This window comes from Pseudomonas lini (assembly GCF_030812475.1).
Taxonomy (GTDB): Bacteria; Pseudomonadota; Gammaproteobacteria; order Pseudomonadales; family Pseudomonadaceae; genus Aquipseudomonas; species Aquipseudomonas lini_A.
The window spans coordinates 141,908-165,141 of the sequence record NZ_JAUSSR010000006.1 but is presented as its reverse complement, the minus strand read 5'-3'; the positions used below and the strand labels follow the sequence as shown (position 1 = coordinate 165,141).

The window sequence follows — 23,234 nt, the reverse complement described above, 5'->3', positions numbered from 1 at the left end:
AGTATTCCTCACAGGCCTGCGTGGGCGGCGATGGCGGCGGCGATGGCCAGGGCCAGCTCTTCGGGTTTGCGCTTGATCGAGTAGTTGGTCAGTTCAGGGTGGCTTTCAACGAAGCTGGTGTTGAACTGGCCGCTACGGAATTCCGGGTTGCGCAGGATTTCCTGGTAATACGCGGCGGTGGTCTTGACCCCTTGCAGACGCATGTCGTCCAGGGCTCGCAAGCCACGGTCCATCGCCTCTTCCCAGGTCAGCGCCCAGACCACCAGTTTCAGGCACATGGAGTCATAGAACGGTGGAATGGTGTAACCGGTGTAGATCGCCGTGTCGGTACGCACGCCGGGACCGCCGGGCGCGTAGTAACGGGTAATCTTGCCAAAGCTGGGCAGGAAGTTGTTCTTCGGGTCTTCGGCGTTGATCCGGAATTGCAGCGCGAACCCGCGGTGCTGGATGTCTTCCTGTTTCACTGAAAGCGGCAGGCCGGACGCGATGCGAATCTGCTCGCGAACGATATCGATGCCGGTGATTTCCTCGGTGATGGTGTGTTCCACCTGCACCCGGGTGTTCATCTCCATGAAGTACACCTCGCCCTCGGCGAGCAGGAACTCCACGGTACCGGCGTTTTCGTAACCCACGGCCTTGGCCGCACGCACCGACAGGTCGCCGATGTAGGCTCGCTGTTCCGGAGTCAGTTGCGGGCTCGGGGCGATTTCGATGAGCTTCTGGTTGCGGCGCTGGATCGAGCAGTCCCGCTCGAACAGATGAACCACGTTGCCAAAGCTGTCGCCGAGGATCTGCGCTTCGATGTGTTTCGGATTGACGATGCATTTTTCCAGGAACACTTCCGCAGAACCGAAGGCCTTGGTGGCTTCGGAGATTACGCGGGGGAACGCCTGTTCGAGTTCTTCGCGGCTGTTGCAACGGCGAATGCCGCGGCCGCCACCACCGGAAGTGGCCTTGAGCATCACCGGGTAACCGATGCGTTCACCTTCAGTGAGTGCTTCTTCGATACCCGAAACGTTGCCCTCAGTGCCTGGCGTGACCGGCACGCCGGCCTTGATCATGCTGCGGCGCGCTTCGGTCTTGTCGCCCATGCGGCGAATCACTTCAGCCGACGGACCAATGAACTTGATTCCGCGCTCGGCGCAGATATCTGCCAGCTCGGCATTTTCCGAAAGGAAACCGTAGCCTGGGTGCAGGGCATCGCAGCCGGTTTCCACGGCCAGGTTCACCAGCTTGCGCGGATTCAAGTAGCCGGCCAGCGGATCGGCACCGATGCTGTGAGCCTCATCCGCACGCTTCACATGCAAGGCATGACGGTCGGCGTCGGAATAGACCGCGACCGAGCGAATGCCCATCTCGGCGCAGGCACGCACGATTCGTACGGCAATCTCACCACGGTTGGCGATCAGGATCTTTTTTATCACTTGGAGGTTCCCTTGAGCCGGTGGTACCCACGACCTGCTATGCCAGGTCGACGCGTGACCAAATGTTTCGATTTAGTCGCAGCCACACACTAGCCCCCGCAAGGGATTAACAAAAATGATTAATTATTGGGTCAGACATAAGTAAAGACTTATAGTTGGCGTATCAATAGGCGGGAAGAGACCTTGAATTATGCGTAAGTCCTTGATGCGTATGACATTGCGTCAATTGCAAATCTTCAACGAGGTCTGTGATTTAAGGTCCTACAGCCGCGCAGCCGAAGAAATGTCCCTCACACAACCTGCCGTCAGCCTGCAGATCCGTCAACTCGAGGAGCTGATCGGCCAACCTTTGTTCGACTACGTCGGCAAAAAACTCTATATGACGGAAGCGGCCGAAGCTTTACAGCGCGCCAGTCGGGACATTTTCGGGCGCCTGGAAAACCTGGATATGCAGCTCTCGGACATGCAAGGCTCGCTGCAGGGCCAACTGAAACTGGCAGTGGAATCCAGCGCCAAGTATTTCGTGCCGCATCTGTTTGCTGCATTCAAACGCCAGCATCCGGAGGTCAACCTGCAACTGACAGTGGTCAACCGTGGCCAGGTGATTCGACGTCTTTCCGATAATCGCGATGACCTCGTGATCATGTCCATGGTGCCGCAGGATATGGGACTGGAATTCCTGCCGTTCCTCAACAACCCTATTGTCGCCGTGGCACCACCGGATCATCCGCTGTGTCACATGGGCCCTCTTCGCTTGCAGGATCTCGAGCCTTACACATTGTTGCTGCGCGAGAATGGCTCCGGGACGCGGCTGGCCTGTGAAGAGTATTTCAAGGAGAAACGTGTGCACTTCAACCAGACCCAGGAGGTCTCGTCAGCTGAAGCACAACGGGAGTGTGTGTTGGCGGGTCTGGGCGTGGCGCTGTTGACGCGCCACGCCCTGAACCTTGAATTGGCGACCGGCGGCCTGATCGAATTGCCGGTCGAAGAACTGCCGCTGTATCGCAGCTGGTGCCTGGTACAGGCCAAGGCCAAACGGCTGTCGCCGGTGGCGCACTCATTCCTTGCGTTTATCCGCAGCGAGCGGCTGCAGATCAGCGCCCTGGTTGAGCGTTTCGACGGGAAGCTACGGGCGCTGCCTGCCAGAAGTTGAGTTCCAGATCGTCGGGAAAATCGCCGATCTCGGCCAGAAGCTGACGGCGTTCACAGCGATCTTCGATGGCGCGGCGAAATTCCATGCGGCGCTGGTCTTCCTGCTGACGACGGGTTCTGACGGCGCTGTTGCGTTCTTCGTAGGGCTGGGCCATTTCGAGTCTCCCAAGGCGATGACGGGAGTTACAGGATGGGCGCGGGGGATGACGGTTTGGCGGCGGGTGGGTTACAGGGATGTGAATCTTCGGCGTTTTTGAGGACGCCATCGCGAGCAGGCTCGCTCCCACATTTTTGACCGAGGTGTCCTGACGGACGCGGTCCCCTGTGGGAGCGAGCCTGCTCGCGATTAAGGTCGGAACGACCTTATGACGACGTCAGTCGTCGAGGGCTTTCACCGACTTGGGCGACAGCCGCAAACTGCGCAGGCTGCGCTTGACGCTCTTGAGGTGGTTGACCAGGCTTGGCCCACGCGCCATTGCCACGCCCATCGCCAATACATCGATCACCACCAGGTGGGCAATACGCGACGTCAGCGGCGTATAGATTTCAGTGTCTTCGTGCACATCGATCGCCAGATTGACCGTCGACAGCTCGGCCAACGGCGTCTGGCTCGGACACAGGGTGATCAGCGAGGCGCCGCTTTCGCGTACCAGATTGGCAGTGATCAACAGGTCCTTGGAGCGCCCGGACTGGGAAATGCAGATCGCCACGTCCGTCGGCTTCAGGGTCACCGCCGACATCGCCTGCATGTGCGGGTCGGAATACGCCGCAGCGGTCAGCAGCAAACGAAAGAATTTGTGCTGGGCGTCTGCCGCCACCGCACCCGACGCTCCAAAGCCGTAGAACTCCACACGCTGGGCCTGGGACATGAGCGACACGGCCCGCTGCAATTCCACTGGATCGAGGCGCTCGCGAACTTCCATCAGGGTGTGCAGGGTGGTGTCGAAGATTTTCAGGCTGTAGTCGGCGACCGAATCGTCTTCATGGATCGCGAACTGCCCGAAGCTTGCCCCCGCCGCCAGGCTCTGCGCCAGCTTAAGCTTCAAATCCTGAAAGCCGGAGCACCCGATGGCGCGGCAAAACCGCACGATCGTCGGCTCACTGATGCCCACGCTGTGGGCCAGGTCGGCCATGGAACTGTGCATCACCGCCGCCGGGTCAAGCAGGACGTGGTCGGCGACCTTGAGCTCCGACTTGCGTAACAGGTGGCGTGACTGGGCAATATGTTGCAGCAGATTCAAAAGGGTCGACTCTTTGTTATCGGCAGGTGCCGGTGATGTAGCAAGCTTGTAGTTATACTACAAGAATTGGCTTTTTGCCCGTTCAATGCGTAACTCGATGTCCCCATTTCACGCCCTATGCGCTCCATGTAGCCCTTACAAGGGGTTCGCGTCCGCACGTAGCAGTTGCAGCAGGCCATCGGCCTCGACTGGCCGACTGACCAGATAGCCCTGCACTTCATCACAGCGCTCAGCCTTCAAGAACTCGAGCTGCTCCGGCCGTTCGACCCCTTCAGCGACGACCTTCAACGACAAGCCATGAGCCATGGCAATGATTGCCCGAGTGATCGCCTCATCCGCGGAGCCCTCCCCGAGGCCGCGGATAAACGCCTGGTCGATCTTCACGTAATCCACCGGGATGCGCTTGAGGTAGCTCAGGGACGAATAACCGGTGCCAAAATCGTCAATCGCCAGCTTCACCCCAAGATTGCGCAGCTGCTGGAAGGTGGCGACGATGTGCTCGACGCTGTCCAGCAAATGACTTTCGGTGAGCTCCAGCTCCAGGTTATGCGGCGCCAGGCCGGTTTCTTCCAGCACCTGACGCACCAGGCTGACCACTTTGCCCTGACGCAGTTGATGCACCGACAGGTTGACCGACACTCGAATTGGCGCAAGTCCCTGACGTTGCCACTCGCAAGCTTGCCAGCAGGCCTGTCGCAACACGAATTCGCCAATAGGGCCAATCAGGCCCGCTTCCTCGGCCAAGCCAATGAAATCCCCTGGCGGAACGCTCCCCAGGGTCGGATGATCCCAGCGCACCAGCGCCTCGGCAGCGTTCAACCGGCCCGTGGCCAAACACAGCTTGGGTTGGTAAAACACTTTCAATTGCTTTTCTTCGATGGCCTTGCGCAGCTGATTTTCCAACTGCAAGCGCTCCAGCGTGCTGGCTTGCAAACTGTCGGTGTAGAACTGGAAATTATTTCCCCCCAAGTGCTTGGCATGTTGCATGGCGATGTTCGATTGACTGACCAGCGCGGCAATTTCCCTGGCGTTGTCGGGCAACAGACTGATGCCCATTGAGGCGCTCACTACCAACTCGTGCCCCTCGACGGTCATCGGCAAGCGCAACTTGGTCGACAGTCGCGTTGCCACCCGCACCAGGCTCGACAGGTTGCCGTAGGCATTGAACAACACGGCGAACTCATCGCCGGACAAACGCGCAATGGTGTCGGCCTCCGGCAGCGCGTTGACCAGACGCCGAGCCATTTTCTGCAGTAATTGGTCCGCGATCTCATGGCCGAAGCTGTCGTTGAGCAGTTTGAAACGATCCAGGTTGATATGAAGCAACGCCAGACTGCGGTAGCTGCCTTGGCGCACTCGCTGGTGAGCTTCGCTTAACCGTTCGCGAAACAGCGAGCGGTTGGCCAGGCCAGTAAGTTCGTCGTAATGGGTCAGATAGCGCATGCGCTCTTCAGACTGCCGTCTCGCCGATATATCGGCGAAGAAGCCCACTATATGGCTCACGTTTCCCCGAGTATCGCGTACGGCATTCAACTGCAGCCATTGCGGATACAGCTCTCCATTCTTGCGGGTTTCCACCAGCTCGCCTTGCCAGGTCCCGTGTTGCTCGAGCGCCTGATGGATCGTCGCATAGTGCCGGCGGACGTCACGACTGCAGGGTAAGTCGACCACGTTGCGCCCGAGCATGTCCTCGCGGTCATAGCCGGTGACTCGACTGAACGCCTGATTGACTGCGATGAGCGAGTAGTTCGGGTCGAAAATAACGATGCCTTCGCTGGCCGCTTCGAACACGGTCGCGGCCAATTGCCGCTGCGCCTCCAGCCCCTTGCTGACGCTGATGTCGCGGCGGGTGCCGACCATTCGGATCACCCGGCCGTTTTCGGCGCGCTCAACGGCTCGGCCACGGTCCTCGATCCACACCCAGTGACCATCGCCGTGGCGCACGCGGTACTCAACCTGATAATCCTCGCTGCGACCTTTCAAATGCTCGACCAGGGCGCGCTTGAGCGACGGCAAGTCATCGGGGTGCAGCCGCGGCTTCAGATGGCGCAACATCGCCGTCACAAACTCCGGCTCAAGGCCGAACAGCTCCTGGAGGTGGGTGTGGTGCACTTCATCGGTTTGCAGGTTCCAGTCCCACAACCCCAGCTCACTGGCCTTTAACGCCAGCGCCAGTCGCGCTTCGCTCTTGCTCAAGGACTGGTTGGCGGCGTCCAGTTCCAGGCTGCGTTGGGCGATGCGGCTTTCCAGTCCGGTTTGAATCGCACGCAGTTCGTCTTCGGCTCGACGGCGCTGGTCGACTTCCATGGCCAGCGTGTGATTGAGCAAGTCGCTATTGCGTTGAGCCTGCTGCAAGTGCTCGATCAGTGCCTGATTCTGGAAGCGCCGCAACAGCCCGCTATCGATCAGCCGATTGACTTGCCAGGCGACCACGCTCAACGCGCCCAGCAGAATCAGCCCGAACCAGCCCCACCCCTGCCCTTGTTCATCGCCGCCCCAGAACTGATAGCCGATCGCCGGTAACAGGCAGGGCAAGGTAAAGGACAGGAAGGCAGGCAGGCTGACCGCATAGGCCACACTGGCCGAGAGCGCAGCGGCACCGATCAGGCCGAACACCCAGGCCTGCTGCATGAAGTTGTCGGCTGGGACCAGGGCAATGCCGGCGCCGGCCAGGGTCAGGCCGGTCAGGGCCGAACCCAGCAAAAACATTCGCCGCCAAACCGGATGGGCCTGGCGGTTGGGAATCGCGGAATCGAAGGCCGCGACTTGAATCACCCGCAACGCCACCAACGACAATAACCACACCAGCCAGACGCTGACCAGGACATAGCGCTGCGGGCTCCAGAGCAACCAGGCGCAGACCAGGCCATTGATCAGCATGAACAGAGTGGGCAGCAATGAGCCTTGATACAGCAGGCGCGTGCGCTCGACCGCCATTTCCATGGCGTACTTTTTCCGGATAACCCGAGGCTCCACGGCGGGGCCCGACAGGTCGAAGCTGAGGGTCATAGGCAAAGTTCTTGTTCTTATAATGATGAGCATGAGCCCGAAACGTGCACGGAGCATACACAAGCAACTGCCCGGACCAAACTGCCCCGGGTCAGAAAACAGGTAAAAATACCCGCTGCTTTTCCCGCCGTAAAAACGTCCCGGCGAGTCTCGCCGACGCCTGCAGCCGATTACCGACCGGTCGTCCTGCCCATGACTTTCATCGCTTAAAGCAAAGCGGGGTTTGCCCGGTGTGCCGCAGCCCCCTAGAATGCCCCAATGCGCGATGATCTCTCCCTTCTGCTGAACTCCCTCAACGATGCCCAACGCCAGGCCGTAGCTGCCTCTGTGGGTCGTCAGTTGGTCCTGGCCGGTGCTGGTTCCGGTAAAACCCGAGTGCTGGTGCATCGTATCGCCTGGTTGATCCAGGTCGAAAACGCCTCGCCCCACTCGATCCTGTCGGTGACCTTCACCAACAAGGCCGCTGCCGAGATGCGCCATCGCATCGAGCAGCTGATGGGTATCAACCCGGCCGGCATGTGGGTCGGCACTTTCCACGGCCTGGCGCACCGTTTGTTGCGGGCGCACTGGCAGGAAGCCGGCTTGAGCCAGACCTTCCAGATTCTCGACAGCGACGACCAGCAGCGGCTGGTCAAGCGGGTGATCCGCGAGCTGGGCCTGGACGAGCAACGCTGGCCGGCCCGTCAGGCCCAGTGGTTCATCAACGGGCAGAAAGACGAAGGTCTGCGTCCACAACACATCCAGGCCAGCGGCGACTTGTTCCTGGCAACCATGCGCAGCATTTACGAAGCCTACGAGGCCGCGTGCCTGCGCGCTGGCGTCATCGACTTCTCCGAACTGCTGCTGCGCGCCCTCGACTTGTGGCGCGATCACCCGGGTTTGCTCGCCCATTATCAAAAGCGCTTCCGGCACATCCTGGTGGACGAGTTCCAGGACACCAACGCCGTGCAGTACGCCTGGCTACGTCTGCTGGCCAAGGGCGGCGACAGCCTGATGGTGGTCGGCGATGACGATCAGTCCATCTACGGCTGGCGCGGCGCGAAAATCGAGAACATTTATCAGTATTCGGATGATTTTCCGGATGCCCAGACCATTCGCCTGGAGCAGAACTACCGCTCCACCGCCGGGATTCTCAAGGCTGCCAACGCCCTGATCGCCAACAATGCAGGACGCATGGGCAAAGAGCTGTGGACCGATGGCGGTGAAGGCGAAGCGATCAATCTATACGCGGCCTTCAACGAACACGACGAAGCACGCTACGTGGTGGAAACCATCGAAAGCGCGCTGAAAACCGGCCTGGCGCGCAGTGATATCGCGATTTTGTACCGCTCCAACGCCCAATCGCGCGTTTTGGAAGAAGCCTTGCTGCGCGAGCGCGTTCCCTACCGCATCTATGGCGGCCAGCGCTTCTTCGAGCGGGCCGAAATCAAGAACGCCATGGCCTACCTGCGTTTGCTGGAAGGTCGAGGCAACGATGCGGCGCTGGAGCGGGTGATCAACGTTCCGGCCCGTGGCATCGGAGAGAAAACCGTTGAAGCCATTCGCGACCACGCGCGCCATAGTGATGTGTCGATGTGGGAAGCCATGCGTCAGCTGGTGGCCAACAAGGGGCTGACCGGACGTGCCGCCGGCGCTCTGGGCGCGTTTATCGAGCTGATCGAAAACCTCGCCGCCAAGTGTATGGAGATGCCGCTGCACTTGATGACCCAGACCGTCATCGAGCAATCGGGGTTAATCGCCTACCACGAAGCGGAGAAAGGCGAGAAAGGCCAGGCCCGGGTAGAAAACCTTGAGGAACTGGTCAGCGCCGCGCGCAACTTCGAAAATGCTGAAGAAGACGAAGACTTGTCGCCATTGGCCGCGTTCCTTGGTCATGCGTCACTGGAGGCGGGCGATACCCAGGCCGACGAGCACGAAGACAGCATTCAGTTGATGACCCTGCACAGCGCCAAAGGCCTGGAATTCCCTTATGTGTTCCTGGTGGGCATGGAAGAAGGTCTCTTCCCGCACAAGATGAGCCTGGAAGAACCCGGCCGTCTCGAGGAAGAGCGCCGCCTGGCCTATGTAGGCATCACCCGTGCGATGCAAAACCTGGTGATGACCTATGCCGAAACCCGACGCCTGTACGGCAGCGAGACCTACAACAAGGTGTCGCGTTTCGTACGGGAAATACCGAAAGGCCTGATTCAGGAAGTGCGCCTGTCCAACAGCGTCAGCCGTCCGTTCGGCGGCGGCCAGCAGCAGAGCTCCAGTAGCCTGTTCGGCGGGAGCGAGATCCCGGACACCGGCTTCAGTCTGGGCCAGACCGTTCGGCATTCGGTATTCGGCGACGGCGTAATCCTGAACTTCGAAGGTGCCGGGGCCCAGGCCCGGGTCCAGGTGAACTTCAGCGAAGGCAGCAAGTGGTTGATGCTCGGCTACGCCAAGCTGGAAGCGATCTGACGCCAGCGATCGGCTTACTGTAGGAGCGAGCTTGCTCGCGAAAAACGTCAGGACAACGCTTTCATTCAGAGTGAAAGCGTCACCGTTGACGACCTTCGCGAGCAAGCTCGCTCCTACAGAATTCATTCCTACCGAACCAAATCACAATTCCTACAGACCAAAGTAAACAGGTCTTATTGCACTGATTGAAGCTGAACAAAACCTGTCAGGCAAAAGCCCGAAACAATCTGCCGCTAGCCAGTAACACTTCACCTGTGCAACATGGCGCGCGTGCCTTCCACAAATGGGAATTCCCTTTATGAAACGTTTTCTTAGCATCGCCATGGCGTTGTGCATCGGCCTGACGATGAGCCTCGACGCCAACGCCAAGCGCTTTGGTGGCGGCAAGAGTTCCGGCGCTGCGCCGACTCACCAGACCAGCCAAATGGCTCCTTCTTCTGCCGCGGGCGGTGCTGCCGCCACTGCGGGTGCCGCCGGTGCCGCTGGCGCTGCCGCCAAGGCCGGCGGTGCTTCGCGCTGGCTCGGCCCTCTGGCCGGCATCGCCGCCGGTGGCCTGCTGGCCTCCATGTTCATGGGTGGCGGCTTTGAAGGCATGCAGATCTTCGACATCCTGATCATGGCGGTCATCGCCTTCCTGGTCTTCCGTTTCATCGCCGCTCGTCGCCGCAAGCAGCAGGAGCACCTGGCTCCGGCTGGCGCGCCGATGCAGCGTGAAGCGTTCGAGCAGAAACCGGCAGCCATGGGTTCGATCTTCGGCGGTTCGGCAGCACCTGTCGCCGCTCGTCCGGTAATCAATGCCCCGGCCTGGTTCAATGAAAAGAACTTCATTGAAGCGGCCCGCAACCACTTCCAGTCCCTGCAACAGCACTGGGACGCCAACGAAATGGACAAGATCTCCGAGTTCGTGACCCCGCAACTGCTTGAGTTCCTCAAGCGCGAACGTGCGGAGCTGGGCGAAGGTTTCCAATCCACCTACATCGATAACCTCAACGTCCAACTGGATGGCGTGGATGATCGCGCAGACAAGACCATCGCCACCCTGACATTCAGCGGTGTGTCGAAGAACTCGCGCTTCGACCAGGGCGAAGTGTTCAGCGAAAGCTGGAACATGGAACGTCCGCAGGGCGAAAACCAGCCTTGGCTGGTCGCAGGTATCCGCCAGAACGGCTGAACCGGCTTGCGTTAAACGTGTCGCAATAAAAACCCCGGCCCCGGCCGGGGTTTTCTATTTCGCGGTTGCATCTATAGCGAGCTACTGTATAAACCGCCTCATATGAACCGCGCCATCAGCAAGAGGATCCCGGACGTGGAAGAAATCATCGAACAACTGCGTGAAGCCAACGAACCGGTACCGGTCCCCTTGGAATTGCCCGACGAAGACCAGATCGTGGAAATCGAGGAACAATTGTTCATCGACATCCCGTTTGTCTTCAGGGAGTTTCTGCTGACCGTCAGCGACGTGGTCTACGGCAGCCTGGAACCGGTGACCGTCACCGACCCGCAATCCCACACCTACCTGCCGGACGTTGCCGCCAACGCCTGGGATGCCGGCGTCGATCGCAGCATGATCCCGATCTGCCAGGACGGCGATAACTACTACCTGGTCGAAGAAGACGGCACCGTGGTGCTGTGGCTGGCCGAGGAAGAACTGATTGCCGAAGAAACCTGGGAATCGGTATGGCACTGGGCGCGGGACGTCTGGCTGGAAAGCTGAGCCGTCTGACGCGCCCCCGGTGGTCAATGCCCCGGCGAATCCTTGTGGTTGTCCAGGGTTTCCAGCAAGGCCACCTGCATGCGCGTATGCACGCGGATGAACCAGCGCCACAGTAGCGCCGCCACGGCGGCCGCTACGACGACTATCAGTACCAGCAACTTGTTGGTCGGCAAAATACTGGCCGACAAGGCTGCCAACAGCAGGAAGATCACCAGCAGCGAGAGAATCGGGATCACTTCGGCGATCACCCGACGCACTCGCTGCGTGTGGCGCCCGGCCATTTCCGGCTTCACGCCCATCTCCGCCAATAGCATCGACAGCGCCTTGAGCTTGCGATAGGCGGCGATCAGGAACGGCAGCGACAACAGCAGCGCCCCACCCCAGATCAACGCTTTCTGCCAACTCGGGTCACTGATCCAGTCTTGCAGGTAGGCGGAGATGCGCTCGGCGAAGTAGGCGCCCGAGAAGAAGATCGCAATCACCAGCGCAAGGTTGACCCCCACCTGCAACAGGATCCGCCGAATCATCGATGCCAGCAGAGCGCCCTCGCCTTGGGGCTGAATGCTGCGCAACCATTCGCCGTACATGCCCAACACCCGACTCAGGCGTTGCGGCATCACCGCCGCCAGCTTGATCGACAACGGGTCGGCCGCGCGAATCAGGTACGGCGTCATCAGCGTAGTGAGTACCGAAACCGCAACGGCTACCGGATAAAGGAAGTTACTGGTGACCTGCAAGGTCATGCCGAGCGAGGCGATGATGAAGGAAAATTCGCCAATTTGTGAAAGACCCATCCCGACCCGTAGAGAGGTGCGTCCGTCGTTACCGGCGATAAAAGCGCCGAGGCCGCAGGACAGCATCTTGCCCAGTACCACGGCGACGGTAATGACTGCGATGGGCCAGGCGTATTGCAGCAGGATCATCGGATCCAGCATCAAGCCGATCGCTACAAAGAAGATGGCACTGAACAGGTCGCGAACGGGCTCGATCAAGCGTTCGATCTTCAGCAATTGCCGGGATTCCGCCATGATTGCGCCGATCAGGAATGCCCCGAGCACCATGCTGTATTCGAGTTTGACCACCAGCAGACAGAAGCCGAAACACAGCCCCAGCACGGTGATCAGCAGCATCTCGTCGCTTTCGAATTTGGCCACGTAAGCCAGCAGTCGCGGGACCAGCAGGATGCCGATGACCAGCGCCACGATCATGAACAGCGAGAGCTTGCCGACCGTGGAAAAGACTTCACCGGAGCTGACCGTACCGCTGACCGCGATGCTCGACAGCAAGGCGATGATGCCGATGCCCAGGATATCTTCGACGATCAATACGCCAAAGATCAGCTGGGCAAAGCGCTCGTTCTTCATCTTCAGGTCATTCAGGGCCTTGACGATGATGGTGGTCGAGGAAATCGCCAGAATCGCCCCGAGGAACAGCGAGTCCATGGTGTTCCAGTCGAACCAGCGACCAATCTCGTAGCCGATCCAGATCATCAGCACGATTTCCAGGAACGCTGCGATGAACGCCGTGGCCCCCACTTTGAACAGCTTGCGCAGGCTGAACTCCAGGCCCAGGCAGAACATCAGGAAGATCACCCCCAGCTCGGCAAGGGTCTTGATGGTTTCTTCGTCGTGGATCAAGCTGAAAGGCGGTGTGTGCGGGCCGATAATGAAGCCGGCGACGATGTAGCCAAGAACCACGGGCTGTTTGAAGCGATGAAACAGCACGGTCACCACACCCGCGACCAACATGATCACTGCCAGGTCCTGGATAAAACTGATGGCGTGCATGGTGTGGGCTCCTTGGGTAACGATTGCTCAAGCATCAGCCTGGGAAAGGCCTGATTGAGCAGGGGAAAAATCCGATTTAGATGTAGGAATTGTCTTTGACGTAGGCGCTCAAAGGGTAACACCGCGACTTCCGAGAGAAAGGCGGTGCAATATATGGAAACAGATCGTTGAGGCGTGACGGCGATCCTCCGCCCGGCCTCCCGATAACTGTGGTTTGAAAAAACCGATGACGCACCCGCAGAGGTGCGACCTTCCCAAAACTGCCTTGATCCGTGAGAACGCTATGGAACCCGGAAACGCCCAGCTGTCGATGACGGTATTGATGACCCCCGACATGGCCAATTTTTCTGGCAATGTTCACGGCGGTACCCTGCTCAAGTACCTCGACGAAGTGGCCTACGCCTGCGCCAGCCGATATGCCGGCCGCTATGTAGTGACTTTGTCGGTGGATCAGGTGATTTTTCGCGAGCCGATTCATGTCGGCGAACTGGTGACCTTCCTGGCCTCGGTCAATTACACCGGCAACACCTCGATGGAGGTGGGCATCAAGGTGGTGACCGAGAACATCCGCGAGCGCTCCGTGCGCCACACCAATAGCTGTTTCTTCACCATGGTCGCGGTGGATGACCAGCGCAAACCGGCCCCAGTCCCGCCGCTGCAACCGCAGCACAGCGAAGACAAGCGTCGTTTCATGCAGGCCCAGCAGCGTCGGCAGATTCGGCAGGAACTGGAAAAGCGTTATCAGGAAATCAAGGACGACGCCTGAGCTGCAGAGTCAGATTGATGGTGTTCTTTAGAATGGGTGCGGCGCGTAATCAGAGACTGATCGCCATCGCCTCGAACCGCACACGCGGATGAGCAATGCGGTCCTGGGCCCGCACCAGTTCCAGCTCGTAACTGGCGCAGGCCTGGGTTTCCAGCAGCACTTCATGCACAGCCGAAGCAGCGAATTCAAACGCCGCCACCAGGCTGTCGCCCAACAGGACGCGCGCCAGAAACAGACCGGAGGTAAGGTCGCCAACACCCACTGGCTGACGGGGAAACGCCAGCATGGGACGACGCAGGTGCCAGCTGCCTTCATGCGTCACCAACAGCATCTCAAAAACGTCCGCCGGCTTGCCCGGATAGGCCAGATGCTTGACCAATACCGCTTTCGGTCCTCGCGCCAGCAGCGCTCGCGCCATGGCCAGGCAATCGAACAGCGACTGCGGCCTGCGCCCCGAAAAACTGTCCAGCTCCAACTGGTTCGGGCACATGAAATCCGCCACGGCGGCTGCTTCTTCCAACAGGAAATCGCTCACTTCCGCCGGTACGCTGCACCCTTTCTCCGGATGCCCCATCACCGGATCACACAGATACAGCGCCTTGGGATTCATCGATTTGATTCGCGCCACCCCCGTCAGAATGGCCCGTCCCTGAGCCGCGCTGCCCAGATAACCGGACAACACCGCATCGCAGTTGCCCAATTCACCAATCGCTGCGATCCCTTCCACCAACTCGGGAATCTGATGCGGGGCCAGCACGTCGCCGGTCCACTGGCCATATTGGGTGTGGTTGGAGAACTGCACGGTATTGAGTGGCCAGACATTCACCCCGACCCGCTGCATAGGGAAAACAGCGGCGCTGTTGCCAGCGTGGCCGAACACCACGTGGGACTGGATGGCGAGCAGATGGGGCGTACGTTTCATGCGGTGAGTTCCGTAAAACGATTGAAATTCGAGCGGCGCAGTATGCGACGAAACACAGCCTGTACGACAGGCCGGCGACGCAGTTAAGCTGACACTATCTTGTTGGAGCACCCTTGAATGCTGACCCTCGGAAATATCTTCGTGCTGATGCTGCTTGCCACTGGCGGCGCGTGGCTATGGCATAATCATGGCTTGCGCGAGCAGGCGCTGGAGCGGGTCATGCAGCATTGCAGCAAACTCGGAATCGAGTTGCTGGACGGCAACGTGGCGTTGAAAAAAATCGCCTTTATCAAAGACGCCAACGATCGGCGGCGTCTGGCCCGTGTGTACAACTTCGAATTCACCGTAACCGGCGAAACCCGTCACAACGGGACGATCACCCAGTTTGGCGCCCACAGCGCACAGATCGAACTGGCGCCCTACCCCATGCCATTCGACGAAACGCCTGAGGTGGTCGATGTCGTGAAGCCGCGTGCCGAGGTCATCGAGCTGAGCCAATGGCGGCAGGAACACACCAAGTGGCGCCCATAAATCAAACAGCGCGGGCTCCTGAATTCCGAAAAAATTCCCGGGCTGCGATCTTTTGATCTCAAGATCTCAAACGACATTCCGCCAAAGCCCTTTGCAGCGAATCAACATCCTGCGGCTCACTGAAAATCAACTCGATCCGCGAATCCCGACGCCACTCACTGGGCCGCCATTGCAGCACCGAGTTATCCAGCGCATTCACTGAAACCCAACCCTCGTTACTGTGGATAACCAGCTTCGCCCGCCGCCAGGCAAGGCTTTCCAGCCATCGACCAACAAGCGCTGCCTCGAATGCCTGACTCGGGTGCCAACGCCAGCCAATGCTCCAACCGCCCTCCTGTTCCTGACTCAGGCAAATCGGTAATGCAGGATCACTCCAGACCGCCGGCATCTGCGCCAGCCCCTTAGGCACACTGAAGTTATCCACCCCTGCTACAGCCCGGGTTTCAAGCCCCGGCAATTCACCCAACGGCAATACGGCTTGCTGCGTCCAGTACAACCGACGTGCCGGCAGTTGCGCGGCGATACGCTGCCGATCACCGGCGTCGAGATCTTCGGACTTGTTCAACAGCAACAACCCTGCGCTGTTCAGCGCCTCCTGTTGAGCCGCCGGCAGCGGCTTGCCGACAGCAAGCGCCTGGGCATCCAGCACCAGTACACAAGGCTGAACGGCCAACACTCCTTGCCAGGGCGCCTCACCCAACTGCCTGAGCAATTGCGCCGGATGCCCCAACCCGGAAGGTTCGATAAACAGTCGATCCGGCCGCGCCTTGCGCAGCAAGCGCCCGAGCCCGATCTGAAACGGCGCACCATTGACGCAACACAAACAGCCCCCGGCCACTTCACCCAGTGCTATACCTTCGATGTCCCGGGTCAGCAAAGCAGCATCGAGGCCGATCTGGCCAAATTCGTTGATCAGCACCGCCCAACGCTCGTTTGGCGGCCGTTGTGCCAGCAGGTGCTTGATCAGGCTGGTCTTGCCGGCGCCCAATGGGCCGGCGATGACATGGGTCGGGATGTTCTGCAACATGGTCGGTATTTTCTGAGGTGGCAAAGAATGCGGTTGATAGGATTGTCGTTGCTGTTGGCACTCGTTTCAGGCGAAGTGTTGGCTCAAGCATGTGTGGTACATAGTACGACTGAACGACTCGACGTCAGAGTCTGCCAGCAGAACCGCACCATCCCGGAGAAACTGTTCGCTGACGGATTCTGTCAACCAAACCTGCCCGGGCAGAAAGTCGAAGTGCAGTACGTCGACCAATGCCCAACCGGTGCCTTTGGCGTTTGCCGCAACGCCCAAGTCGCCAATATGCCTTACCGCCAGGACATTCACTATTACGGCGTGGCCACCGATGCGGCGTACTTGCAGCCGTTTTGCGAAGCTCAGAGCCAGGGCACCTGGCTCAAGCCATAAGCCGCTAACTCAGCCAGTCGAGGGTGAGGATCAAGCGACGTTCCCGCCGGGGGCAGTAGTGAGCGATGGATGAGGCCGTAGCCAGCGCCAACATCACGCAGCCTCCTCGTCATGCCAAGGGCCGAACGGATCGGCCAGCAGACTCCAACCCTCGGCACCCAACGCCATTTCATCATCGCTCAGCAAGCAGTCGTCGAGATCCGCGGTGAGTTGTGCGAAGTCGATGTTCTGGCCGATAAACACCAGTTCCTGCCGGCAATCGCCGACGGCGGCTGTCCAGTTTTTCATGATCCCGGCTGTGCTTTCTGCGTCTTGCGGCCACTGGGTTTCCGGCACGAAACGCCACCAGCGTCCGGCGAAACCGTGGCGCATCAACCCACCGGCCTGGGACCAGCTACCGGCATCCATGTGTTTGCTGGCCAGCCAGAAGAAGCCCTTGGAGCGCAGCAGTTTGCCGTTCACCCATTGCCGGTCGATGAAGCTGAAGAAACGCTGCGGATGAAAGGGCCTACGTGCTCGGTAGACGCTGGAGGCGATGCCGTACTCTTGGGTCTCCGGCACGTGTTCGCCGCGCAGCTCCTGCAGCCAACCAGGCGCCTGGGCGGCCTTTTCGAAGTCGAAGCGACCGGTGTCGAGAATCTTCTCCAAGGGGATTTCCCCCATCACCATCGGGATGATTTCCGCCTGGGCATTGAGCCGCTCAAGAATTGCGATCAGCTCCTGACGCTCGTGACTGCTGATCAGGTCGATCTTGCTGATAAGGATCACGTCAGCGAACTCGATCTGTTCGATCAACAGATCGGTGATAGAGCGTTCGTCCTCATCGCCCAATGTCTCGCCACGGGACGCGAGACTGTCGGCGGCCTGGAAGTCGAGCAGGAAATTCATGCCATCAACCACCGTGACCATGGTGTCGAGCCGGGCGATGTCAGCCAGGCTCTGTCCGTCTTCGTCGCGGAACGTGAACGTCTCCGCCACCGGCAAGGGCTCGGAAATACCGGTCGATTCGATCAGCAAGTAATCAAACCGACCCTCCTTGGCGAGTTTGCTCACTTCTTCCAGCAAGTCCTCACGTAGCGTGCAGCAAATGCAGCCATTGCTCATTTCTACGAGCCTCTCTTCAGCGCGATTGAGGCTGACGTCGCGCTGGACCTCGCTGCCATCGATGTTGATTTCGCTCATGTCGTTGACGATCACGGCGACTCGCAGGTTGTCGCGGTTACGTAACACGTAGTTAAGCAATGTACTTTTGCCGGCGCCGAGAAAGCCGGACAGGACGGTTACGGGAAGGCGGTTGGGCATCAGAATTCCTCACAGGGCATACCCGATCAAATCGTCGGGTTTGAAAAAGGCGTGGCTGCAGTTAATGTAATAACATAACATATGAGTTCGACTTCCACGATGGACCTGCTCATGAACGCGCTGACTCTGCCGGATATTGCCGCGCAGGCCTTACATCAAGCCCTGCCACTGGAGTGGGTGGGCATGCGTGACATTGCTCTTCCTGTTTCATTCGATGGCCAACGCCTCGGCGCAAAGGCCGATGCTGGCGTGAGTCTGGATGATGGCGAGGTGCGTGGCATTCATATGTCGCGGCTGTACCTGGCGCTGGAAATGCTCGACCAGGAAAACCTCACACCCGGGTTGCTACGGCAAGTTTTGCAGCGCTTTCTGGACAGTCATGAGGGGCTGTCCACCAGCGCTTATCTGAGAATTCACACCGATTTGCTGCTGAAAAGATCGGCTTTAGTCAGCCCATTGTCGGGCTGGAAAAACTATCCAATCAGCATCAATGCGCAACTTAAAAACGCGATGTTCCACGTGGAACTAAAAATCGACGTTCCCTACTCTTCAACCTGCCCATGCTCAGCGGCCTTGTCCCGACAATTGATCCAGCAGCAATTCGTTGATGATTTTGCCAATAAGGCATTGCAACACGCTGATGTCTTGGCATGGCTTGGCTCTACCAAAGGCATCGTTGCGACGCCCCATAGCCAGCGTAGCGTTGCCAAATTGCGCCTTCGTCTAGATGACCGTTTGAACGAGCTACCACTGATCGCGACCATCAACGACGTGGAAGCAGCGCTCGGCACTGCCGTCCAGAGCGCCGTGAAACGAGCCGACGAACAAGCCTTCGCTTTGGCCAACGGTCAGAACCTGATGTTCTGCGAAGATGCCGCCCGACGTTTGAATGTGGCATTAAAACGCTCGGCTGGGATTAACGCGTTTCACATCCAGGTCATCCACGCCGAAAGCCTGCACGCCCATGATGCCGTCGCCGAAAGCCGTTGGAACTGGCAGGCCGAATGATCCGGAAAAAACCTTTTTGATCTACCGCTAATCGCGAAATCTGCCTACGTTGATAAAACCGCTATTCTTTTTTGGCAACGCAGTGATCAGCGAAACTGCACGTCCGCTGTACAAGCAAATCGCCCGCACGACCAAGGTCTTAATGACAGCTAAGAGGTTTGCCCCTAGCGTTTATTCGCTAGCGCATGTGATCGAAACCTTCGAGACACTGACCATGATCCAGATCACTTTGACTGATGGTTCAATGCGTGAATACGATCAACCCCTGTCCGTGTACGAGGTTGCCGCGAGCATTGGCGTCGGGTTGGCCAAAGCCGCTGTGGCGGGTCGAATAAACGGTGTGCTGGTGGATTGTGCCTTCATGATCGAGGCGGATGCCCGAATCAGTATCGTCACACCGCAGGAACCCGATGGCCTGGAGATCCTGCGCCGCTCATGCGCGCTGATGTTGTCCATGGCGGTCAAACAGCTTTACCCGAGTGCGCAGTTACAGACTGGATCGGCGTTGGGTGATGGCTTCTTCTATGAATTTGTCTACGAGCGGCCCTTGACTCTGGTCGACCTTGCCAGCATCGAAGCGCGCATGAAGACATTGGCGGCAACCAATCATCCGATCCGCCGTCGAGATCCTTCATTGCAGTCAACACCTGTCGAAAGCCTATCACCGTACCTGCTCGGGGATTTCGAATGTGTGACGGTGGGCCCGCATGTTCCCGCCACCAAAGTGTTGCAGGCGTTCGCCTTGGAACATATCAGCGGTACTTCGCCACAACGGATTTACGGCACTTGTTGGTCCTGCCAACAGGAACTGGAACATTGGCGTACACCGCCGCATGTGATCGTCGTCAGCATGGATGATCGTCAGCTGGATTATGCCCAGTCGGTGACCGAGGCATTGCGCCGAAGTGGCGTGCGAGCCAGGGCAGATCTACGTAACGAGAAGGTTCGCCACAAGATTCGCGAACACAGTCAGCACGTACCGTATCTGGTGGTGATCGGCGAGAAGGAAAAGCAGGGCGGGTTTGTCAGTGTGCGTAGCCACACAGGGGAAGATTTCGGCAGGATGGCGGTCGAGTCGGTATGTGAATGGTTGAGATCAACAGGCCTCGGGAGAGCCTGAGCGAGTTACCACGAGCAGAGCCCACCCACACGATCCCTGTGGGAGCGAGCCTGCTAGCGAAGTTTTTAAGCTCTGGGTTTAACCGTTCCGCAATCCTGCCCCAACCACACGGCGCGAGTGTCGAGACTACCCTTTTGCTGAATGCCGGTAGCATTGAAAGTGCCGTTGACCTTGGTGGTGAACTCGCGATCACTGAGGAAGGTAGCAACGCCCGCACCTTGCGCCTTCGGGCAGCTGAAGCGGAATTTCCACTGGTTACCCGTACGTTCGGTAATTTCCTGTTTGCAGCCCGATTGCGGATCCGTCAGCGGAATATTGTCTGTCTTGACCTGCTCAGGCGTCAGGCAAGACCGAATCCCTTTACCACCCATGGTTATGCCTTGCTTCTCCAGTTGTGCGCGCTGTTCAGGGGTCATCTGGCTCTGAATCTGCCCAAGGATCAATTGCAGATCGGGCAGGTTCTGGTCATCGACTTTCATGTTGCTCGAGGTTAATTCCCACAATCCCGGCTGCAGCATCTGCGCCTGAGCGGCCACAGGAAGAGCCAAACCAAACACCACGGCCAAACCCAGCAGACGAACGTTCATCGAGTAACTCCTGATCAGTAGTGGCCGTTAGACGTCAGCCACGGGCTTCGGTTCATGGGCCAATTAATTAGCGACATTCTGCACGGAACATGGTCTGTTAAACATTGAATCTTCAGGAGCAAAGCTGCCCCATGGATTATTTCGGACCGCATATTTTCGGTTACCTGATCGCCCTTCTGCACTCGTTAGGCATGATCGCCGCGATCCATGCCGTATTGACCGTTCGGACCGCCCAAGGCTCGATCGCCTGGGCCCTGTCATTGGTGTTCATTCCCTACCTGACGCTCATCCCGTATCTGGTCTTCGGCCGCAGCACCTTCGATGGCTATATCAAGGCCCGGCGCCAGGCCAACGAGGAAATGCGCAAAGCCATCGCCGAGATGAACTGGCGACCCTGGGTCGAAGAGGCACTGACTGCGCGCGCTTCAAACGCCTACGCGTCACTCAGGGCGATGCCGAAACTGGGGCGCATGCCATGCCTGGCCAACAATGAGGTGCGCTTGCTGATCAATGGCCAAGCCACCTTCGATGCCATTTTTCAAGCTATCAGCCACGCCCGGCAAGCAGTGCTGATCCAGTTTTTCATCATTCACGACGACCGCCTTGGCCAACGTCTGCACAGCTTGCTGCTTAAAAAAGCGGCTGAAGGCGTGAAGGTCTATCTACTTTATGATCGAATTGGCAGCCACTCCTTGCCCCACAGTTACGTGCAGCCGTTGCGCGATGCCGGGGTCGAGGTCAAGGCGTTTGCCACTCGCAGTGGCTGGCTCAACCGTTTCCAGGTCAACTTCCGCAACCATCGCAAGATCGTGGTCGTAGACGGAATTCTGGGCTTCGTCGGCGGGCACAATGTCGGTGATGAATACATGGGAGAAAAGCCACCTCTGGCACCGTGGCGCGATACCCATGTGCAAGTGCGGGGCCCCGTCGTAGCCTGCATGCAGGAATCCTTCGCTGAAGACTGGTTCTGGGCGGCCCGCTCCCTGCCACCGCTGATTTTGCCCGACGTTTATCCTGACGACGGGGTGCTCTGCCAATTGCTCGCCAGTGGCCCGGCTGATGCCTACGAGACCTGTTCGTTATTTTTCGTCGAAGCCATCCATGCGGCCACCGAACGAGTCTGGATCACCAGTCCGTATTTCATCCCTGACGAGGCGGTATTCGCCGCATTGCGTCTGGCGGTGCTGCGTGGCGTGGATGTACGTATTCTGCTGCCATCGCGCCCTGATCACCGGATCGTCTACGCCGCTTCCAGCCTTTATGCCTTCGAAGCGGTGCGTGCCGGTGTGCGGGTGTTCCGCTACCAGCCTGGCTTCATGCATCAGAAAGTGGTGTTGATCGACAGCGAAATCAGCGCCGTCGGCAGTGCGAATATGGATAACCGGTCCTTCCGGCTGAATTTCGAAGTGATGCTACTGACAGTGGACAGCGCTTTTGCCCTGGACGTGGGGCACATGCTTGACGATGACTTTGCCCAGGCCCACGAAATCGCCAAAGAAGAAAGTCGGGAGACCCGCCGTCTGCAACAGGTCGGCATGCGGATCGCCCGGCTTATTTCACCCATACTCTAGGGGTTGTAGATGTCGTCACGGGTCCATGGCAGTTCATGGCTGCCATCGGCATGGGCCTTCACTGCCAGGATCTGGTGCAAATTGATCCAGCCCCTGGCGAAGGCATAGGCGCATCCCGCCAGATACAATCGCCAGATTCGTAGTGCCTGCTCAGGCACCAATTTACCCGCGGCCTCCAGATTGTCTTCGAGTCGTTCGCTCCAATGATCGAGAGTACGCGCGTAATGCAGGCGCAGACTTTCGACATCGACAATCTCCAGCCCCACTTCGCTGATCTCGGCCGAAATCATCGACAAGTGCGGCAACTCTCCGTTGGGGAATACGTACTTCCCAATGAAATCACCGGCACCGCGCCCCACTGGACGGCCATCGGTGTACTTGGCGGTGATCCCGTGGTTCATTACCAGGCCGCCCTCCTTCACCGCGCCGAACAAGGTTTTGCAGTACTGGGGCAAGTTGGCGTGACCGACATGCTCAAACATACCCACGCTGACCACTTTGTCGAAGCGGCCGTCCTGGGGCAAATCGCGGTAGTCCAGCAGCTGCAATTCCACCAGATCGTCCAGGCCCTCGGCGCTCACCCGCTCACGGGCCAAGGCCAACTGCTCTTTGCTGAGCGTAATGCCGAATACCTTCGCGCCGAATTCCCGGGCCGCATATCGCGCCAACCCGCCCCAGCCGCAACCGACATCCAGCAGATACTCGCCGGGCTGCAGGCGCAACTTGCGACACAGATGACGGAATTTGGCTTGCTGGGCTTGCTCAAGGGTCTCGCTACCGGTCTCGAAATAGGCGCAGGAATACGCCATGTCACTGTCGAGCCACAGCTGATAAAACGCATTGGAAAGATCGTAGTGGTAGGAAATCGCCTTGGCATCGGTTTCCTTGTCATGAACGGCACGAACCGGCTGATTGCTTTCGTCCTCATCCAACAACGCCTGACTCCATTCATCGCAGACGCGGATCACGTCACTGATGGAACCTTCGAGCTCCAGCTTGCCTTCGACAAACGCCGCTCCGAGCGCGTCGAGACTGGGATGGGTGAACTGGGTAACCATTTGTGGGTCCTTTACCACAATCGTGACGCTGGGCGTCGGTCCCAGGTTGAATTCATGGCCGTCCCAGAGTCGCAAACGTAAGGGTAGTTGCAGATTCTGTAAGGCCGGCGGAAGTTGCGCGAGCATGGGAGAGCCCCCCTTTTTCAGACGTCTGATGAGAGGGTAGACCATCCTGGAAAAATAGCTGGC

20 protein-coding genes are annotated in these 23,234 nt (G+C 58.7%); 10 read left to right on the top strand and 10 right to left on the bottom strand.

Features of this window, described 5'->3' with window-relative positions:
* Nucleotides 1–8: 8 nt before the first annotated feature.
* A complete protein-coding gene (locus J2W17_RS13430; RefSeq protein ID WP_307334583.1) occupies nucleotides 9–1,424 on the bottom strand; it encodes an acetyl-CoA carboxylase biotin carboxylase subunit in 1,416 nt (471 codons plus the stop codon).
* A 190-nt stretch (nucleotides 1,425–1,614) separates the two neighbouring features.
* On the opposite strand from J2W17_RS13430, the gene J2W17_RS13425 reads away from it, so the two are divergent.
* A complete protein-coding gene (locus J2W17_RS13425) occupies nucleotides 1,615–2,577 on the top strand; it encodes a LysR family transcriptional regulator (RefSeq protein WP_307334580.1) in 963 nt (320 codons plus the stop codon).
* Here J2W17_RS13425 and J2W17_RS13420 read toward each other — a convergent pair.
* The 3 genes from J2W17_RS13420 to J2W17_RS13410 all read right to left on the bottom strand — a co-directional run bounded on the left by J2W17_RS13420 (nucleotide 2,519) and on the right by J2W17_RS13410 (nucleotide 6,826).
* A complete protein-coding gene (locus J2W17_RS13420; RefSeq protein ID WP_307334577.1) occupies nucleotides 2,519–2,731 on the bottom strand; it encodes a PA3496 family putative envelope integrity protein in 213 nt (70 codons plus the stop codon). The two genes, J2W17_RS13425 and J2W17_RS13420, sit on opposite strands and share 59 nt — an antisense overlap.
* Before the next feature lie 219 nt (nucleotides 2,732–2,950).
* The gene (gene hexR, locus J2W17_RS13415; RefSeq protein WP_064680491.1) at nucleotides 2,951–3,817 is read right to left on the bottom strand and encodes a transcriptional regulator HexR; all 867 of its coding nucleotides are present in this window, start codon (nucleotides 3,815–3,817) and stop codon (nucleotides 2,951–2,953) included.
* Nucleotides 3,818–3,952: 135 nt separating this feature from the next.
* Nucleotides 3,953–6,826: an EAL domain-containing protein gene (locus J2W17_RS13410; RefSeq protein WP_307334572.1), complete on the bottom strand. Its 2,874-nt coding sequence runs from the start codon at nucleotides 6,824–6,826 to the stop codon at nucleotides 3,953–3,955.
* Nucleotides 6,827–7,084: 258 nt separating this feature from the next.
* On the opposite strand from J2W17_RS13410, the gene uvrD reads away from it, so the two are divergent.
* The 3 genes from uvrD to J2W17_RS13395 all read left to right on the top strand — a co-directional run bounded on the left by uvrD (nucleotide 7,085) and on the right by J2W17_RS13395 (nucleotide 10,982).
* Nucleotides 7,085–9,268, top strand: a complete 2,184-nt coding sequence (uvrD, locus tag J2W17_RS13405; protein WP_307334569.1) for a DNA helicase II — start codon at nucleotides 7,085–7,087, stop codon at nucleotides 9,266–9,268.
* A gap of 298 nt (nucleotides 9,269–9,566) precedes the next feature.
* The gene (locus J2W17_RS13400) at nucleotides 9,567–10,439 is read left to right on the top strand and encodes a Tim44 domain-containing protein (RefSeq protein ID WP_064680494.1); all 873 of its coding nucleotides are present in this window, start codon (nucleotides 9,567–9,569) and stop codon (nucleotides 10,437–10,439) included.
* 135 nt (nucleotides 10,440–10,574) lie between these two features.
* Nucleotides 10,575–10,982: an SMI1/KNR4 family protein gene (locus tag J2W17_RS13395; protein WP_008007803.1), complete on the top strand. Its 408-nt coding sequence runs from the start codon at nucleotides 10,575–10,577 to the stop codon at nucleotides 10,980–10,982.
* A gap of 23 nt (nucleotides 10,983–11,005) precedes the next feature.
* Here J2W17_RS13395 and J2W17_RS13390 read toward each other — a convergent pair whose 3' ends face one another.
* The gene (locus J2W17_RS13390) at nucleotides 11,006–12,769 is read right to left on the bottom strand and encodes a cation:proton antiporter (RefSeq protein ID WP_307334562.1); all 1,764 of its coding nucleotides are present in this window, start codon (nucleotides 12,767–12,769) and stop codon (nucleotides 11,006–11,008) included.
* Between the two features lie 283 nt (nucleotides 12,770–13,052).
* On the opposite strand from J2W17_RS13390, the gene J2W17_RS13385 reads away from it, so the two are divergent.
* On the top strand, nucleotides 13,053–13,535 hold the full coding sequence (locus J2W17_RS13385) for an acyl-CoA thioesterase (protein WP_307334558.1): 483 nt from the start codon (nucleotides 13,053–13,055) through the stop codon (nucleotides 13,533–13,535).
* 49 nt (nucleotides 13,536–13,584) lie between these two features.
* Here J2W17_RS13385 and pdxY read toward each other — a convergent pair whose 3' ends face one another.
* Nucleotides 13,585–14,457 carry a pyridoxal kinase PdxY gene (gene pdxY / locus J2W17_RS13380; RefSeq protein ID WP_307334555.1) on the bottom strand — a complete coding sequence of 291 codons (873 nt, stop codon included), beginning with the start codon at nucleotides 14,455–14,457 and terminating at the stop codon, nucleotides 13,585–13,587.
* A 117-nt stretch (nucleotides 14,458–14,574) separates the two neighbouring features.
* Here pdxY and J2W17_RS13375 point away from each other — a divergent pair, with 117 nt between their 5' ends.
* Nucleotides 14,575–14,988, top strand: coding sequence for a DUF3301 domain-containing protein (locus tag J2W17_RS13375; RefSeq protein ID WP_307334552.1), 414 nt, complete (start codon nucleotides 14,575–14,577; stop codon nucleotides 14,986–14,988).
* 58 nt (nucleotides 14,989–15,046) lie between these two features.
* Here J2W17_RS13375 and J2W17_RS13370 read toward each other — a convergent pair whose 3' ends face one another.
* A complete protein-coding gene (locus tag J2W17_RS13370; protein ID WP_307334549.1) occupies nucleotides 15,047–16,015 on the bottom strand; it encodes a CobW family GTP-binding protein in 969 nt (322 codons plus the stop codon).
* Between the two features lie 27 nt (nucleotides 16,016–16,042).
* Between J2W17_RS13370 and J2W17_RS13365 the strand changes: the two genes are divergently transcribed.
* Complete coding sequence (locus J2W17_RS13365; protein ID WP_307334547.1) at nucleotides 16,043–16,399, top strand: NADH:ubiquinone oxidoreductase; 357 nt, start codon at nucleotides 16,043–16,045, stop codon at nucleotides 16,397–16,399.
* Nucleotides 16,400–16,492: 93 nt separating this feature from the next.
* Here the strand turns inward: J2W17_RS13365 and zigA are convergent, their stop codons facing one another.
* Nucleotides 16,493–17,701 carry a zinc metallochaperone GTPase ZigA gene (gene zigA / locus J2W17_RS13360; protein WP_307334544.1) on the bottom strand — a complete coding sequence of 403 codons (1,209 nt, stop codon included), beginning with the start codon at nucleotides 17,699–17,701 and terminating at the stop codon, nucleotides 16,493–16,495.
* A 111-nt stretch (nucleotides 17,702–17,812) separates the two neighbouring features.
* Here zigA and folE2 point away from each other — a divergent pair, with 111 nt between their 5' ends.
* Together folE2 and J2W17_RS13350 are read left to right on the top strand one after the other, a co-directional pair.
* Nucleotides 17,813–18,709 carry a GTP cyclohydrolase FolE2 gene (gene folE2, locus J2W17_RS13355; protein WP_307334541.1) on the top strand — a complete coding sequence of 299 codons (897 nt, stop codon included), beginning with the start codon at nucleotides 17,813–17,815 and terminating at the stop codon, nucleotides 18,707–18,709.
* Nucleotides 18,710–18,923: 214 nt separating this feature from the next.
* Nucleotides 18,924–19,829, top strand: a complete 906-nt coding sequence (locus J2W17_RS13350) for a His/Gly/Thr/Pro-type tRNA ligase C-terminal domain-containing protein (protein WP_307334946.1) — start codon at nucleotides 18,924–18,926, stop codon at nucleotides 19,827–19,829.
* 65 nt (nucleotides 19,830–19,894) lie between these two features.
* Here J2W17_RS13350 and J2W17_RS13345 read toward each other — a convergent pair whose 3' ends face one another.
* Complete coding sequence (locus tag J2W17_RS13345; protein ID WP_307334538.1) at nucleotides 19,895–20,416, bottom strand: DUF3617 domain-containing protein; 522 nt, start codon at nucleotides 20,414–20,416, stop codon at nucleotides 19,895–19,897.
* Nucleotides 20,417–20,547: 131 nt separating this feature from the next.
* Here J2W17_RS13345 and cls point away from each other — a divergent pair, with 131 nt between their 5' ends.
* Nucleotides 20,548–21,987 carry a cardiolipin synthase gene (cls, locus tag J2W17_RS13340; RefSeq protein ID WP_307334534.1) on the top strand — a complete coding sequence of 480 codons (1,440 nt, stop codon included), beginning with the start codon at nucleotides 20,548–20,550 and terminating at the stop codon, nucleotides 21,985–21,987.
* Here the strand turns inward: cls and cfaB are convergent.
* Nucleotides 21,984–23,171 (bottom strand): C17 cyclopropane fatty acid synthase CfaB, encoded by a 1,188-nt coding sequence (cfaB, locus tag J2W17_RS13335; RefSeq protein ID WP_307334531.1) that lies wholly within the window; start codon nucleotides 23,169–23,171, stop codon nucleotides 21,984–21,986. The two genes, cls and cfaB, sit on opposite strands and share 4 nt — an antisense overlap.
* Nucleotides 23,172–23,234: the final 63 nt, after the last annotated feature.

What these genes read in the sequence shown, in the direction of transcription:
- uvrD (WP_307334569.1), top strand. Translation starts at nt 7,085, where the DNA reads ATGCGCGATGATCTCTCCCTTCTGCTGAACTCCCTCAACGATGCCCAA.
- J2W17_RS13345 (WP_307334538.1), bottom strand. Translation starts at nt 20,416, where the DNA reads ATGAACGTTCGTCTGCTGGGTTTGGCCGTGGTGTTTGGTTTGGCTCTT.
- J2W17_RS13420 (WP_307334577.1), bottom strand. Translation starts at nt 2,731, where the DNA reads ATGGCCCAGCCCTACGAAGAACGCAACAGCGCCGTCAGAACCCGTCGT.
- J2W17_RS13425 (WP_307334580.1), top strand. Translation starts at nt 1,615, where the DNA reads ATGCGTAAGTCCTTGATGCGTATGACATTGCGTCAATTGCAAATCTTC.
- zigA (WP_307334544.1), bottom strand. Translation starts at nt 17,701, where the DNA reads ATGCCCAACCGCCTTCCCGTAACCGTCCTGTCCGGCTTTCTCGGCGCC.
- J2W17_RS13370 (WP_307334549.1), bottom strand. Translation starts at nt 16,015, where the DNA reads ATGTTGCAGAACATCCCGACCCATGTCATCGCCGGCCCATTGGGCGCC.
- J2W17_RS13390 (WP_307334562.1), bottom strand. Translation starts at nt 12,769, where the DNA reads ATGCACGCCATCAGTTTTATCCAGGACCTGGCAGTGATCATGTTGGTC.
- J2W17_RS13365 (WP_307334547.1), top strand. Translation starts at nt 16,043, where the DNA reads ATGCGGTTGATAGGATTGTCGTTGCTGTTGGCACTCGTTTCAGGCGAA.
- folE2 (WP_307334541.1), top strand. Translation starts at nt 17,813, where the DNA reads ATGAACGCGCTGACTCTGCCGGATATTGCCGCGCAGGCCTTACATCAA.
- cls (WP_307334534.1), top strand. Translation starts at nt 20,548, where the DNA reads ATGGATTATTTCGGACCGCATATTTTCGGTTACCTGATCGCCCTTCTG.
- J2W17_RS13400 (WP_064680494.1), top strand. Translation starts at nt 9,567, where the DNA reads ATGAAACGTTTTCTTAGCATCGCCATGGCGTTGTGCATCGGCCTGACG.
- cfaB (WP_307334531.1), bottom strand. Translation starts at nt 23,171, where the DNA reads ATGCTCGCGCAACTTCCGCCGGCCTTACAGAATCTGCAACTACCCTTA.
- J2W17_RS13385 (WP_307334558.1), top strand. Translation starts at nt 13,053, where the DNA reads ATGGAACCCGGAAACGCCCAGCTGTCGATGACGGTATTGATGACCCCC.
- J2W17_RS13375 (WP_307334552.1), top strand. Translation starts at nt 14,575, where the DNA reads ATGCTGACCCTCGGAAATATCTTCGTGCTGATGCTGCTTGCCACTGGC.
- pdxY (WP_307334555.1), bottom strand. Translation starts at nt 14,457, where the DNA reads ATGAAACGTACGCCCCATCTGCTCGCCATCCAGTCCCACGTGGTGTTC.
- J2W17_RS13410 (WP_307334572.1), bottom strand. Translation starts at nt 6,826, where the DNA reads ATGACCCTCAGCTTCGACCTGTCGGGCCCCGCCGTGGAGCCTCGGGTT.
- J2W17_RS13350 (WP_307334946.1), top strand. Translation starts at nt 18,924, where the DNA reads ATGATCCAGATCACTTTGACTGATGGTTCAATGCGTGAATACGATCAA.